Origin of the sequence: Quatrionicoccus australiensis (genome assembly GCF_020510525.1) — a bacterium.
GTDB classification, from domain to species: Bacteria; Pseudomonadota; Gammaproteobacteria; order Burkholderiales; family Rhodocyclaceae; genus Azonexus; species Azonexus australiensis_B.
Window position 1 is genome coordinate 3,020,634 of record NZ_CP075188.1, and the last position, 13,786, is coordinate 3,034,419.

12 protein-coding genes are annotated in these 13,786 nt (G+C 62.5%); 5 read left to right on the forward strand and 7 right to left on the reverse strand.

Annotation, left to right across the window (positions count from 1 at the left end):
- Positions 1–5: 5 nt before the first annotated feature.
- From KI612_RS14415 to KI612_RS14440, 6 genes are all read right to left on the reverse strand, one after another.
- Positions 6–761, reverse strand: coding sequence for an ABC transporter ATP-binding protein (locus KI612_RS14415; RefSeq protein WP_226440763.1), 756 nt, complete (start codon positions 759–761; stop codon positions 6–8).
- Positions 758–1,864: an ABC transporter permease gene (locus KI612_RS14420; protein WP_226440764.1), complete on the reverse strand. Its 1,107-nt coding sequence runs from the start codon at positions 1,862–1,864 to the stop codon at positions 758–760. The genes KI612_RS14415 and KI612_RS14420 overlap by 4 nt, the downstream gene beginning before the upstream one ends.
- Positions 1,861–3,363 carry an exopolyphosphatase gene (ppx, locus tag KI612_RS14425; RefSeq protein WP_226440765.1) on the reverse strand — a complete coding sequence of 501 codons (1,503 nt, stop codon included), beginning with the start codon at positions 3,361–3,363 and terminating at the stop codon, positions 1,861–1,863. Before ppx ends, KI612_RS14420 begins: the two co-directional genes overlap by 4 nt.
- A 132-nt stretch (positions 3,364–3,495) precedes the next feature.
- Positions 3,496–5,388: a propionate--CoA ligase gene (locus KI612_RS14430; protein WP_404818055.1), complete on the reverse strand. Its 1,893-nt coding sequence runs from the start codon at positions 5,386–5,388 to the stop codon at positions 3,496–3,498.
- 52 nt (positions 5,389–5,440) lie between these two features.
- Positions 5,441–6,553 (reverse strand): GGDEF domain-containing response regulator, encoded by a 1,113-nt coding sequence (locus tag KI612_RS14435; protein WP_226444256.1) that lies wholly within the window; start codon positions 6,551–6,553, stop codon positions 5,441–5,443.
- A gap of 1 nt (position 6,554) precedes the next feature.
- Positions 6,555–7,550, reverse strand: a complete 996-nt coding sequence (locus KI612_RS14440; protein ID WP_226440767.1) for an oxidoreductase — start codon at positions 7,548–7,550, stop codon at positions 6,555–6,557.
- A gap of 120 nt (positions 7,551–7,670) precedes the next feature.
- On the opposite strand from KI612_RS14440, the gene KI612_RS14445 reads away from it, so the two are divergent.
- From KI612_RS14445 to KI612_RS14455, 3 genes are all read left to right on the forward strand, one after another.
- Positions 7,671–8,174, forward strand: coding sequence for a C40 family peptidase (locus tag KI612_RS14445; protein ID WP_226440768.1), 504 nt, complete (start codon positions 7,671–7,673; stop codon positions 8,172–8,174).
- A gap of 127 nt (positions 8,175–8,301) precedes the next feature.
- Positions 8,302–9,306, forward strand: coding sequence for a Fe(3+) ABC transporter substrate-binding protein (locus KI612_RS14450; RefSeq protein WP_226440769.1), 1,005 nt, complete (start codon positions 8,302–8,304; stop codon positions 9,304–9,306).
- Between the two features lie 87 nt (positions 9,307–9,393).
- Entirely contained in the window at positions 9,394–10,230 is an 837-nt protein-coding gene (locus KI612_RS14455) for an ankyrin repeat domain-containing protein (RefSeq protein WP_226440770.1), read from the forward strand.
- On the opposite strand, the gene KI612_RS14460 is transcribed toward KI612_RS14455, so the two are convergent.
- Complete coding sequence (locus tag KI612_RS14460; RefSeq protein WP_226440771.1) at positions 10,223–11,881, reverse strand: ABC transporter permease; 1,659 nt, start codon at positions 11,879–11,881, stop codon at positions 10,223–10,225. The two genes, KI612_RS14455 and KI612_RS14460, sit on opposite strands and share 8 nt — an antisense overlap.
- Positions 11,882–11,911: 30 nt before the next feature.
- Between KI612_RS14460 and KI612_RS14465 the strand changes: the two genes are divergently transcribed.
- Positions 11,912–13,066: an ABC transporter ATP-binding protein gene (locus KI612_RS14465; RefSeq protein ID WP_226440772.1), complete on the forward strand. Its 1,155-nt coding sequence runs from the start codon at positions 11,912–11,914 to the stop codon at positions 13,064–13,066.
- A 13-nt stretch (positions 13,067–13,079) separates the two neighbouring features.
- Positions 13,080–13,784 carry a leucyl/phenylalanyl-tRNA--protein transferase gene (gene aat / locus KI612_RS14470; RefSeq protein WP_226440773.1) on the forward strand — a complete coding sequence of 235 codons (705 nt, stop codon included), beginning with the start codon at positions 13,080–13,082 and terminating at the stop codon, positions 13,782–13,784.
- Positions 13,785–13,786 lie beyond the last annotated feature (2 nt).

The window sequence follows — 13,786 nt, forward strand, 5'->3', positions numbered from 1 at the left end:
GTCAATTAAAGCAGCTTCCGGCGGTCTGCGCCAAAAAAGCCGGTGACAAAGGGGTGATCGACCGTCATCACTTCCGCTTTCGGACCGCAAGCAACGATGCGCTGCTCGGCGAGCACGGCGACATGCGTCGCCAGTCCGGCCAGTGTATTGAGATCGTGGGTGACCATGATGATGCTCAGACCGAGCGCCTGCTGCAGGGAGCCAAGCAGGTCGACAAAATTCTGGCTGCGGTCCGGATCAAGGCCGGCTGTCGGCTCATCGAGCAGCAACAGTTCGGGTTCGAGCGCCAGTGCCCGCGCCAGTGCGACACGCTTGACCATGCCGCCGGACAACTCGGCCGGCATCAGCCTGCCGTGCGCCGCTTCCATTTCGACCATGGCCAGCTTGAGATGCACCAGTCGACGAATCCAGTCTTCATCGAGACATTTCAGTTCGCGCAGCGGAAAGGCGATGTTGTCGAATACCGAAAGTGCCGAAAACAGCGCACCATGCTGGAACAACATGCCGAGGCGGCGGCGGATGGCACGCTGCGCAATGATGTCCGGATCATCGAGATCGAAGCCGAACAAGCGCACCTTGCCCGCATTCGGGCGCAACAAGCCGAGCATTTCGCGCAACAGGGTCGTCTTGCCGCTGCCCGAACCACCAAGCAGACCGAGTATCTGACCGGCCTCGACACGCAAGTCGAGCTGGCGATGCACGTACTGGCCAGCAAATACCGTATCGATGCCGCACAGCTCGACGACCGGTGGCGTTCTCATAATTGCGGCATGCCGATCTGGCGGGTCAGCACAGCAAACACGGCATCAACCAGGATGACCGCGGTGATCGCCGTGACCACGGCGCTGGTCGTATTAGCCGACAGGCTCTCGGTATTCGGTTTGACGCGCAGCCCGAAATGGCAGGCGACCAGCGCGATGACGAAACCAAACAGCACCCCCTTGCCCAGACCGATCAGCAAGTTGGCCATCGGCACCGCACGCGGCAGGTTTTCGAAGAAATAATAAAGCGACAGGTCAAGTTGCAACAGCGCCGCCAGCATGCCGCCAAACAGCGCGACAAACGAGGTCCACAGCACAAGCAAAGGCATCGCAGCGGTCAACCCGAGAATTTTGGGCAAAACGATGCGCAGCGTGCGCGAAATGCCCATCGTCGACAAGGCATCGATTTCCTCGGTGACCCGCATGACACCGATCTGCGCCGTCATCGCCGAGCCGGAACGCCCGGCCACCAGCACGGCGACCAGCACCGGCCCGAGTTCGCGGATGATCGAGATGCCAAGAATATTGACGATGAAAAGATCGGCACCAAAACCTTTCAACTGCAGCGCCGACAAATAGCTGATTGTCACGCCAATCAGGAAACCGACCAGCGCTGTCACCGGCAGCGCCTGAGCACCTGCCTTGTAAATATTGGCCGTGAACTCGCGCCACGGCACATCGTCCGGGTGACGAAACAAATAAGCCAGATCAAGGAGCAATTGCCCGAACAGGGTCAACATGCCGCGCAGATTGACGGCCGCCTTCAGCAACAGACTGCCGAGCACTTCAATCAACCGGAAGGAGCGCGCTTCCGGCGCCTCGATTTCATCGGGCAGCACGGCAACCCGCTCGATCACCTGACGATGCAACGGCAGAATTTCCAGGCCTGGCGGCCAGGCCTGCTGCCAGACCCGCCAGAGCAGAACAGCGGCGGCACTGTCCAGGCGACTCAGCGCGGAAAGATCCCACTGCCGGCTGGTCTGTTTCAATGCCTCCAGATCAGCCTGCAGTTCGGCCAGATGGGGCAGCATGGCGGCCAGCGTCCACTGTCCGGACAGCACGATTTTCCCCGGCTCGACCTGCAAGCTGGGGATGTCGTTCACGCGAGCTTCCTCACCGTCCGCGACTTGACCTGGTAATCGCGCCCGACCTGCTTCCAGATTGCGGCTTCCTCGCCGAGTGCGGCAGCCGTCCAGGGATTTTCGGCAAGCCACTCGGCCGGCAATTCAAGCAGGAAACCATTGTCATTGAGACGCACCGTCCAGGCCGGCAAAGCCCGGTCATCGCGTGTGCGATGCAGCAGGACAGCGAGGCGCAGACAGAAAACAAGCAACCAGGCACTGTCGACCGCCGGAATCGCACTCAGCTTTTCCAGCTTGCCGCGATGACCGAGCACCAGCATGGCCAGTCGCGCCTGATCCTTCTTCGAAAAACCAGGCATGTCGGCGTAGGTCAGGATGTAGGCGCCATGCTTGTGATAGGCGTTATGCGCTACCGAAATACCGATTTCGTGCAGGCGCGTCGCCCAGGTCAGGAACTGGATGTCGGCCTCTTCCGGCGAGCCTTCGGCCAACTGGGTCAGCGCCGAAAGCGCCGTCGCCGTGACCCGCTCCGCCTGATCGGCCTCGACCTGATAACGCCGGCGGAACTGCGCCACCGTCGAATCGCGCATGTCGTGATGATGGAAACGCCCGAGCAGATCGTAGAGCACACCGAGGCGCAAGGCACCATCGGCATAGGTCATGCGCTCGATCTCGAGCTCTTCGAAAATTGCCGACATGATGGCGATGCCGCCCGGCAGCACCGGCAAGCGGTCGCCCTTGACGCCAGGCAGATCAAGCGCTTCGGCCGAGCCGGCCTTGACCAGCAGCAGACAGAGCTTGTCCAGGCCTTCACGGGTGATGCCGCTCTCGCCATTCGGGTTCAGGCCATTAAGTTCGAGGATGTCGGCGATCGCGCGCGCCGTACCCGACGATCCAACTGCCTCCTTCCAGCCCAGGCGCTGGTAATCGGCAGCGATCAGCTCGATTTCCTTGGCGGCCGCGACCTGCGCATCGCGCAGGCGCTTCTTGTCGATCTTGCCGTCGGGAAAGAAGCGCAGCGTATAGCTGACGCAGCCCATGTACAGCGACTCCATCAGTTGCGGCTCATGCCGCTTGCCAATGATGAACTCGGTCGAGCCACCGCCGATATCGACGACCAGCCGCTTGTGCGCCACCGAAGGCAGCGAGTGCGAAGCGCCGATGTAGATCAGGCGCGCCTCTTCACGGCCGGCGATGATCTCGATCGGGAAGCCGAGCGCTTCTTCCGCCAGCGGCAGGAAGTCCATCGCATTCTTGGCAACGCGCAGGGTATTGGTCGCCACCGCCCGCACCGCGCCCTGATCGAGACCGCGCAAACGCTCGCCAAAACGGCGCAGGCCGTCCAGCGCACGCATCTGCGAGCTCAGATCGAGGGTTTTGTCAGGGGTCAGTCCGGAGGCCAGGCGCACCGGCTCCTTCATCGAGTCCAGCGTATAGATCTGGTTATCCACGACCCGCCCGACCTGCAGACGAAAGCTGTTGGAACCCAGATCGACAGCGGCAACGGTTTCGTAAATCATCAGCGTGAAACAACCTGAAAGGTAGGATAGACGGCGATTCTAACACCCACCCCCGCGCCGGATTCTTACAAGACCGGCGTAAAAAAACCCGCCGGCTTGCACCGACGGGTTTTTGTGAGAAGACGCAGGCGTTTAGCTGGCCAGCGCGTTCTTGATCTGCTCCAGCGTGGACGGATCGTCGATGGTCGTCAGATCGCCCGGATCACGACCTTCGGCGAGCGCCTGCAGCGAACGGCGCAGCATCTTGCCGGAACGGGTTTTCGGCAAGCCGGTCACGAAATGCACGCGGGCCGGACGACCAATCGCACCGAGAATTCCGTCGACCGTAGCGAACACTTCCTTCTCCAGGGCCTTGACCAGTTCGGGCGTAGCGACCTTGGAAGCATCCTTGACGACGGCGAAGGCCATCGGCACCTGGCCCTTGAGCTTGTCCTCGACGCCAACCACGGCCACTTCGGCAATTGCCACGTGGTTCTGGATGGCTTCCTCGATTTCACGGGTGCCCAGACGGTGGCCGGCGACGTTGATCACGTCATCGGTACGGCCGAGGATGGTGAAGTAACCATCGTCGTCCTTGATCGCCCAGTCATACGACGAGTAAACCAGCGGCTCCTTGAACAGCGTGAAGTAAGTCGACACGAAACGGTCGTCCTGGCCCCACACGGTGGACAAGCAACCCGGCGGCAGCGGCGGAATCACGGCGGCGATACCCTTTTCGTTGGCATCGCAGACCGAGCCGTCCTCACGGAAAATCTGCAGGTTGTAGCCGTAGACCGGGAAGGACGGCGAACCGTACTTGATCGGGGTTTGCTCGACACCCGGCAGCGCGGCCAGCATCGGCCAGCCGGTTTCAGTCTGCCAGTAGTTGTCGATGACCGGCTTTTGCAGTTCGGTCATGAACCATTCGTGAGTCGGCTGATCAAGCGGCTCGCCGGCCATGAAGACGTGCTTCAGGGACGACAGGTCGTACTTGTGCATGAAGGCCGGATCCTGCTTCTTCAGCACGCGGGCGGCGGTCGGTGCCGAGAACATCACGGTGACCTTGTACTTCTCGACGATCTGCCACCAGATGCCGGCGTCCGGGCGCAGCGGCGTACCTTCGTACATCACGGTGGCCATGCCGGCAATCAGCGGGCCGTAGATGATGTAGGAGTGGCCGACCACCCAGCCGATATCGGAGGTGGAGAAGAAGGTTTCGCCCTCGCCACCGCAGTAGATGTGCTTCATCGACGAAGCCAGTGCCACGGCATAACCACCGGTGTCGCGTTGCACGCCCTTCGGCTTGCCGGTCGTGCCGGAGGTGTAGAGGATGTAGGAAGGCTCGGAGGATTCCAGCCATTCGCAAGGCACCTGGGCATCCATGAACTGGGCGCGCAGCGTGGCGTAGTCGACATCGCGACCGGCGACCTTGTTGAATTCCTTGTCCAGGCCACGGTCGACCATCAGCACCTTGGCCGGCTTGTGTTCGGCCAGCTCGATGGCTTCATCGAGCAGATGCTTGTAGGGCACAGCCTTGCCGCCGCGCATGCCGGCATCGGCAGAAACGATCAGCACCGGCTTGGCATCGTCGATGCGGGTTGCCAGCGAGCCGGAAGCGAAGCCACCGAACACCACCGAGTGGATGGCGCCGATACGGGTGGCGGCGAGAATGGCGAAGGTTGCCTGGGCAATCATCGGCATGTAAATCAGGACGCGGTCGCCCTTCTTGACACCGAGGCTCTGGTAGATCGCTGCCATGCGCTCGATTTCGCGCTGCAGTTCGGCAAAGGAATAAACCTTCTCTTCGTCGGTTTCGGTCGATACGAAAATCAGCGCATTGGCGTCCGGACGCTTGGCCGCGTGGCGGTCAACAGCGTTGTAGCAAAGATTGGTCTTGCCGCCGACGAACCACTTGGCAAACGGCGGGCGCGAAAAATCGCAAACCTGGGTGAACGGTTCCTTCCAGTCGACAAGCTGGGCCTGCTCGGTCCAGAACTCGTTCGGCTTTTCGATGGAATACTGGTGAAACTCCTTGTACGTCGCCATAAAACTCCCTCTAGCTAGATTTTCCTGCACTACAGATAATCGGGCGGACTGTTTATTTTTGTCCTGTCCGCTCGTTCAAACGGTGTTCGATCTCTGCCAGCGGCAGAGCCAAACCCAATTCCTTGTCCAGCAGTTGCAGCAGGGGACCAAGCTGCTTCGCCAGGGCCACCAGATGCGGCTTGACGGCATCAGCCCGGTTACTGGCCAGCAACTCCAGCGCGTGGTGGATCGAGATGGTTCTTGTCGCCGGTGCCACACCACCGGAAACGATGCGGTTGCCACCGGCCTGCATCGCCTCCTGCATGCGATGCCCGGCGAGATCGAGCAAGGCACCGGCCGAGGTCACATGATCGGCCGGCACACCGGCCAGGCCAATACTGACGGTGACCGAGAGCGGCTGCCCCTGGACGGAAAGTCGTGATACTTCGACCGCCTGCCGCACCCGCTCGGCAAAGGTCGCGCAATACGACAGCGCGGTGCCCGGCGAAACGATGGCGTACTGACCCGCGCCAAAATGGCCAAGACTGTCTTCCTGACGAATCTTGCCGGCCAGCATGCGGGCAAAACGGTGGCCAACCTCGGCCGCGGTATCAGCCCCCAGTCGCTCGCACATGCCCTGGTAGCCATCAAAACCAAAGACCAGCAAACTGCTGTCACCACCGTGCCGTGCCGAATGCGACAGCGCCTGTGCCGTCTGCAACTCGAGAAACTTGCGGGTAAACAGGCCACTCAGCGGATCCTGCACCATGCGCTCGCGGCCGGCGTCGAGATCCTCGCGCGCCTCCGACAAGGCCAGCAGATGCTTCAGACGCAGCAGTATCTCCGCACTGCCCACGCCCTTGGTCACGAAATCAGAAACCCCGGCATCCGTCGCCCGCTGGCGATCTTCCTCGGTTTCCTCACCGGAAACCAGGATGAAAGGCAATTCCTGCAAACGCCGCAACTTCGACGCGCGGATACGCTCAACCAGCTCCAGGCCGTTCAGCTTCGGCATGTGCAGATCGGAGATCACCGCCTGGATCGAGTGATCCAGCACCAGCGTCTGCCAGGCTGCGTCGCCATCGGCCTCCTCGCGCACCTCGTAATAACCCTTCAGATGCTGCATCAGGGTCGCGCGCACAACGCGCGAATCATCGACGATCAGGATATGCGGCAAACCGGCCATCTCAGCCACCGGCCAGTTCGACGACGACGCGTCCCTTGGCCCGGCCGGCCATGAATTCAACGAAGGTCGCCGGCAGTTCTTCGAAAGCAATGCGCCGCGCCATCGAAGCCAGGTGCGGCGGCCGCAGGTCGCTTGCCAGGCGCTGCCAGACGCCGCTGCGATAAGGCTCGCGGATGTAGCCGGAGTCGATGCCGAGCAGCGAAACGCCGCGCAGGATGAACGGCGCCACCGTCGTATTGAGCGACATGCTGGCGGCCAGGCCAATGCTGGCAATCGTGCCGCCCTGCTCCATGGTGCTGGCAATCCAGGCCAGAACATCGCCGCCCAGGTTGTCGACCGCACCAGCCCAGCGACCACGATCAAGCGGGCGAATTTTTGTCAGGTCAAGATTCTGGCGCAGCATCACCTCGGCCGCACCGAGACTGCGCAGATAGTCGGCTTCGCTTTCCTTGCCGGTCAGCGCGACGACGTGATAGCCGATCTTGGCCAGCATATCGACTGCCAGACTGCCGACACCTCCGGTCGCGCCGGTGACGATGACCGGGCCTTTTTCCGGGCGCAGGCCGTTTTCTTCCATGCGCACGATGCCCAGCGCCGCGGTAAAGCCGGCCGTACCCAGCGCCATCGCCTCGAACAGTGACAAGCCGGCCGGCAAGGGCACAACCCAGGCCGCTGGTACACGGGCGATCTCGGCGTAACCGCCATGATGCGCGACGCCGATGTCGAAACTGGTCGCAATGACCGGATCACCCGCCTTGAAACGCGCGTCGCTGCTGCTGATGACCGTCCCCGAGAGATCAATGCCACCGACGCAGGGAAAGCGCCGGATGATCTTGCCGGATCCCGTCGCCGCCAGCGCATCCTTGAAGTTGACGCTGGAGTAGGCAACCCGGATGGTCACTTCGCCGGCATCAAGCCGACTCTCGTCCATCTGGACAAAATCGCTACTGACTTTGCCGTCGCGTTCTTCAATCAGCAGTGCCTTGAAGGAATCCATGGTGCTCCTCGGTTTTCGGGAAATAAATTGTATTCATAATTACGGATTATGAACATAGTTGCAGCCGTCGTTTTTACCGCATCTTTACAGCGGACTGTTTTTCAAATACATTTCGCCGCTATGCAAAAAGTCTTAGCTACCCTTTTCCTTGCTTCCGCCCTGTTTGCCGGCGGAATCAACTCGGCCTGCGCGGCTGAGCAGATTCGCAAGGAAGAGCAGCAGTCCTTCTTCGAACGCTACACCAATGCCGCCCAGGATGTCATCCTGCAAGGCCTCAAACTGGTTGGCGTGCGCTACCGCTGGGGTGGCAACGACGAGGACAGCGGTCTCGATTGCAGCGGTTTTGTCCGCCTCGTTTTCAAGGACAGCGTCGGCACCTCTCTGCCGCGCACCGCCAAGGAAATGAGCGAAATCGGGCAGCGTATCGACTCCAGCCAGCTCAAGCCGGGCGATCTGGTGTTCTTCAACACCATGCGCCGCACTTTCTCGCATGTCGGCATCTATCTCGGCGACAACCATTTCCTGCACGCACCACGCACCGGCGCTGAAGTCCGCGTCGAGAACATGGAAAACAGCTACTGGATGCAGCGCTACAACGGCGCGCGTCGCATCATCGACAACTGAGTCGTAGCGACAACAAAGAAAACATGAGCGGCCAAGCCGCTTTTTTTACGCCCGCTTGCAAGAACCGTTCTCATTCGCATAAACTGCAAACTCACCGGATCGTTTTGCCATCACAGGAGATTGCCGCATGAAGTTGCCCCTATCCTTCGCCGCCCTGGCCCTGCTCGCCAGCACCGCCCAGGCCGCCGAACTGAATCTGTACTCGGCCCGTCATTACCAGACGGACGAGGCGCTCTACAGCAACTTCACCAAACAGACCGGCATCAAGATCAACCGTATCGAAGGCAAGGAAGACGAGTTGCTGGAGCGCATCCGCAACGAAGGCAGCAACAGTCCGGCCGACATCTTCCTGACCGTCGACGCGGCCCGCCTGGCCAAGGCGCATGAACTGGGCCTGTTTGCCCCGGTCAGCTCGAAAATCCTCGAGTCGCGCATCCCGGCCCACCTGCGCACCGAAGACTGGTTCTCCTTCTCGACCCGGGCCCGCGTCATCGTGTACAACAAGGCCACGGTCAAGGCAGAAGATGTCCAGAATTACGACGATCTTGCCAATCCGAAGCTGAAAGGCAAATTCTGCTCACGCTCGGGCTCCCACCCCTACAACCTGTCGCTGATGGCTTCGGTCATTGCCAACCAGGGCGAAGCCAAGGCCGAGGAATGGGCCAAAGGCATGGTGGCGAACTTTGCCCGCGCCCCCAAGGGTGGCGACACCGACCAGATCAAGGCGGTTGCGGCCGGTGAATGCGGCGTTGCCGTTTCCAACACCTACTACGTCGCCCGCCTGCTGCGCTCGACCAAGCCGGAAGACGTCAAGACCATGGAAAAGATCGGCATCGTCTGGCCGAACCAGAAAACCAGCGGCACCCACATCAACGTTTCCGGTGGCGGCATGCTGAAAACCGCGCCCAACAAGGCGGCTGCCGTGCGCTTTCTGGAATACCTGGCCTCCGACGCGGCGCAGGCCTATTTCGCCGATGGCAACAACGAGTGGCCAGCGGTCAACAGCGTGAAAATCGCCAATTCCGCCCTCGACTCACTCGGCAAGTTCAAGGCCGACAAGTTGCCGGTCAAGAATCTGGCGATGTACCAGGCGAAGGCACAGATCATCTACGATCGGGCCGGCTTCCGCTGAGTACGGCAACATCTCGCCAAAGACAGCGCAATCGCATAGACTTTCCGCTCCAAGCAACAACGGTAACGGGAAATGTCAGGCAAAGTTTTGACTACGAGTGAATTGGTTGCCGCCATCCGCAGCGGCAGCCTGAGTGCCGTCATCAGTGCACTGGATGCCGGCGCCAACATCGAGGAAAGCGATGTTCACGGCCACTCCGGGCTGCCCTTGCGCACCGCCTGCTTTGGCGGCAAGCCGGAAATTGTCGCCGAACTGATCCGGCGCGGTGCCGACATCAATGCCCGCGGCGGCGACGGCCCCGGCCAGCCCTTGCGGCTGGCCGTGCGCACCCGGCAACGGGCAATCATCACGCTGCTGCTCGAGAGCGGTGCGAACATCCCGGCCGACCTGGAAATCAGCCACGAGTTTCTCGCCAGCGGCAAGACTCAGGATTTGCCTGCCCTGGAAATGCCGGTTGCGGAAAAGCCGGCCGTGCAGGCAGCCGAACCGCCCGCCCCGCCCAAACCGGAATTGCCGCCGCTTGAAATGACGCCGATGGAGAAGCTGGAACCGCCAGCCATCGCTGAACCGGCAGCCGCAGCCTACGAACTGCCACCGCTTGAACTGACCAGCTCCGCCACGTCATTTCCGGCAAGCAGCGCCGAACTGGCCGAACCCGATCTGCAGCTGGAAAACCCGGAACTGCCGCCGCTGGAAATGGACAGCCCGGCAAGAATGCCGGCACCGATCGATCCGGCCGACTTCGACATCATCGAAAATATCGATATCGGACGCAGCTATGGCACCGACACCAATCTGCTGACCATGGACATGCTGCGTTACAACGAAGAACAGGAACAGGCTGCCGCCGCAGCCGAGGCTCCGCCCGCCAAAGCGGAAGCCGGCAAGACCAGCTTCTGGAAAAGCGGCCGCAATATCAGGTAGCCGTACTGCCCGAAGCGCCTCGCCGCGAGGCGGAAATCTGGCGCGACAAGGCGATCAGCGGCAGCAGGCCGACCGCAACGATGGCCAGTGCCGCCGTCGAGGCTTCCGCCAGACGCTCGTCGGAAGCCAGCGTGTAAGCCTGCGTCGCCAGCGTATCGAAATTGAACGGGCGCATGACCAGCGTCGCCGGCAACTCCTTCATCACATCGACAAAGACCAGCAGGCCGGCCGTAAACAGGCTGCCGCGCAGCAGCGGCGCATGCACGCGGCGCAGCGTCTCGCCCTGACCGAGGCCCAGGCTGCGTGCCGCGTCGTCCATGCTCGGCGTGATCTTGGCCAGACTCGATTCGACGGTATGCAGCGCCACCGCGAGAAAGCGCACCAGGTAGGCATAGATCAGGGCAGCGATGCCGCCGGTCAGCAACAGGCCGGGGTTATAGCCGAACCAGCTTGTCCATTGTCCGGCCAGCCAGTTGTCGAGACGCGTCACCGGAATCAGCACGCCGACCGCAATGACCGCGCCGGGCACCGCATAGCCGAGGCCGACCAGGCGATTGAGGCCGGCAGCCAATGCCGATTTCGACAAGCGGGCGCCATAAGCGAGCAGCAGTGCGATCAGCACGCCGATCAGGGCGGTCGCGCCGGCCAGCACGAAGCTGTTGCGCGCCAGGATCAGGAAGCGCTCGCCAAACTGGGCATCGCCCTCGGTCAACGCCATTTTGAGCAGCAAAACCGCCGGCAGCACAAAACCGAGCAGCAGCGGCAGGCTGCAGGCAAGGATGGCAAACAAGGCCGGCCAGCCGCCGAGCCGGGCGCCGGCCAGCGGCCGGTTGCGGCCGGTGGTGTTGTGATAGCGGGCGCGGCCGCGCGACGTGCGCTCGGCCATCAGCAGGAAGAGCACAAAGCCGAGCAGCATCGCGGCCAGCTGGGCGGCGGCGACGCGGTCGCCGAGCGAGAACCAGGCGCGGTAAATGCCGGTCGTGAAGGTGTCGACCGCAAAATAGGCCACCGTGCCGTAATCGGCGAGGGTTTCCATTAGCGCGAGCGCGATGCCGGCGACGATGGCCGGCCGGGCGAGCGGCAGCGACACGGCAAAGAAGGCGCGCCACGGCCCCATGCCCAGCGTGCGGGCGGCTTCCAGCATGCCGCTGGCGCGCTCGATGAAAGCGGTGCGGGCAAGCAGATAGACGTAGGGATACAGCACGCAGACGAACATCAGCACCGCACCCGGCAGCGTCCGGATATCCGGGAACCAGTAATCGCCGTGCGCCCAGCCGAAACTCTCGCGCAAGGCGGTCTGCACCGGCCCGACGAACTGCAGGAAATCGGTATAGACATAGGCCATGACATAAGCCGGCATCGCCAGCGGCAGGACCATCGCCCACTCGAAGAAGCGCCGCCCGGGAAAATCGTGCATCGCGGTCAGCCAGGCCGTCGCGACGCCAACCAGACCGACACCACAACCAACGCCCAGGCACAGCCACAGCGAATTGAGGATGTAATCCGGCAGCACCGTATGCACCAGATGCAGCCAGGTCTCCGACGTACCGCCGAGCAAAAGATTGAGGCCGACGCTGGCCACCGGCAGGCCGGCAAGCAAGGCAACGACGAGACCGACCAGGAGCAGGGGGGAGGAATGGGCTGTACGCATGGCTGTGAATGGCAATTATAATCGGCCGCTATGGCTCAACTTGAACTAAATGGCGTCGTGCAACGCTACGGTCGGCAGACCGTCGTCGATGGCGTGGACTTTCGCCTCGAGGCCGGCCAGATCGCCTGCCTGCTCGGTCCTTCCGGCTGCGGCAAGACCACCCTGCTGCGCTGCATCGCCGGTTTCGAGGAAATTGCCGACGGCGAGATCCGCCTGCATGGCGAAGTGGTCAGCCGGGCCGGCCAGCGCCTGGCGCCGGAAAAGCGCCGGATCGGCATGGTCTTCCAGGATTACGCGCTGTTCCCGCACCTCAGCATCGCCCAGAACGTCGCCTTCGGGCTCGGGCGCAAGCCCTCCGAAGACGTGCATCGGCGCGTTCGCCAGTTGCTCGCCACGGTCGGCCTGTCCGGCCAGGGCGACAAGTACCCGCACGAACTCTCCGGCGGCCAGCAGCAGCGCGTCGCCCTGGCCCGCGCCCTGGCGCCGAGGCCCGAACTGATCCTGCTCGACGAGCCCTTCTCCAACCTCGATGTCGGCCTGCGCGAGCGGCTTTCGGTCGAAGTCCGCGAAATCCTCAAACGCGAGGGGTCGACCGCCGTGATGGTCACCCACGACCAGCACGAAGCCTTCGCCATCGCCGACGAGATCGGCATCATGTCGGAAGGCCGCATCCAGCAATGGGACGTGCCCTACAACCTCTACCACCGGCCGGCCAACCGCTTCGTCGCCGATTTCATCGGCCAGGGCGTCCTGCTCGCCGGCACGGTCGGCGACAACAACACGGTGCACATGGAACTCGGCAGCCTGGTGTCCGACACGCCGGTCGAATGCAACGAATCCTGTTCGGCCTGCGATCGCGGCTGCCGCGTCGACATCCTGCTGCGCCCGGACGACATCGTGCACGACGACGCCAGCCCGGTGCAGGCCGAAGTCCTGCACAAAGCCTTTCGCGGTGCCGACATCCTGTACACCCTGCGCCTGGCGAGCGGCAGCGAGGTCCTGTCACTGGTGCCCTCGCACCACAACCACGCACTGGGCGAAAAAATCGGCATCCGGCTCGATGCCGACCACGTGATCGCCTTCAAGAAACACGAGGAATGTACCGATCCGGCCTGCGAGATCCGTCTCGAACAACAGGCGCGCCCGCTCACCCGGCAGGACCCGGCGCCACGCAACGCCGCTTGAGCGCCCGCCCGCGATGATTCCCTTCCTCGGCCCGCACGACCCTTTTCCCCCGGTCGCCCAGGCCCGCGAAGACATGGGCGGCCTGCTCGCAGTCGGCGCCGATCTGCGCCCGGATCGCCTGCTCGACGCCTACAGCCAGGGCATCTTTCCCTGGGGCACGGTCGAAGGCGAACCGATCTGGTACAGCCCGGACCCGCGCATGGTGCTGTTTCCCGCCGAATTCCGCCTGCACCGCTCGCTGCACAAGACGCTGCGCAGCGGCAAGTTCGAAGTCCGCTTCGACAGCAACTTCGCCGGCGTCATGGCCGGCTGTGCCGGCACACCGCGCCCCGGCCAGGACGGCACCTGGATCACCGATGAAATGATGGAGGCCTATATCAGGCTGCATGAACTTGGCTGGGCGCATTCGGTCGAAACCTGGGCAGAAGGCGAACTGGTCGGCGGTCTCTACGGTCTGGCGATCGGCCGCATGTTCTACGGCGAGTCGATGTTCGCGCGCCGCACCGATGCTTCCAAGGTCGCCTTCGCCCACCTGATCCGCCATCTTGAACGAGGAGAATTCGGCATGATCGACTGCCAGATGCGCACCGAGCACCTCGCCTCGCTGGGCGGGCGCGAAATTCCGCGCGCCGACTTCCTGGCCGGGGTACGCGCCCTGACCGCCGCCCCGACACTGCGCCAGTCCTGGCAGACGGTCGACGCCGTTTTTGACTGGTAAAC

Coding starts and splice junctions, on each gene's coding strand:
- KI612_RS14460 (WP_226440771.1), bottom strand. CDS start 11,881: ATGCGTACAGCCCATTCCTCCCCCCTGCTCCTGGTCGGTCTCGTCGTT.
- aat (WP_226440773.1), top strand. CDS start 13,080: ATGATTCCCTTCCTCGGCCCGCACGACCCTTTTCCCCCGGTCGCCCAG.
- KI612_RS14450 (WP_226440769.1), top strand. CDS start 8,302: ATGAAGTTGCCCCTATCCTTCGCCGCCCTGGCCCTGCTCGCCAGCACC.
- KI612_RS14445 (WP_226440768.1), top strand. CDS start 7,671: ATGCAAAAAGTCTTAGCTACCCTTTTCCTTGCTTCCGCCCTGTTTGCC.
- KI612_RS14465 (WP_226440772.1), top strand. CDS start 11,912: ATGGCTCAACTTGAACTAAATGGCGTCGTGCAACGCTACGGTCGGCAG.
- KI612_RS14415 (WP_226440763.1), bottom strand. CDS start 761: ATGAGAACGCCACCGGTCGTCGAGCTGTGCGGCATCGATACGGTATTT.
- KI612_RS14435 (WP_226444256.1), bottom strand. CDS start 6,553: ATGGCCGGTTTGCCGCATATCCTGATCGTCGATGATTCGCGCGTTGTG.
- ppx (WP_226440765.1), bottom strand. CDS start 3,363: ATGATTTACGAAACCGTTGCCGCTGTCGATCTGGGTTCCAACAGCTTT.
- KI612_RS14430 (WP_404818055.1), bottom strand. CDS start 5,388: ATGGCGACGTACAAGGAGTTTCACCAGTATTCCATCGAAAAGCCGAAC.
- KI612_RS14440 (WP_226440767.1), bottom strand. CDS start 7,550: ATGGATTCCTTCAAGGCACTGCTGATTGAAGAACGCGACGGCAAAGTC.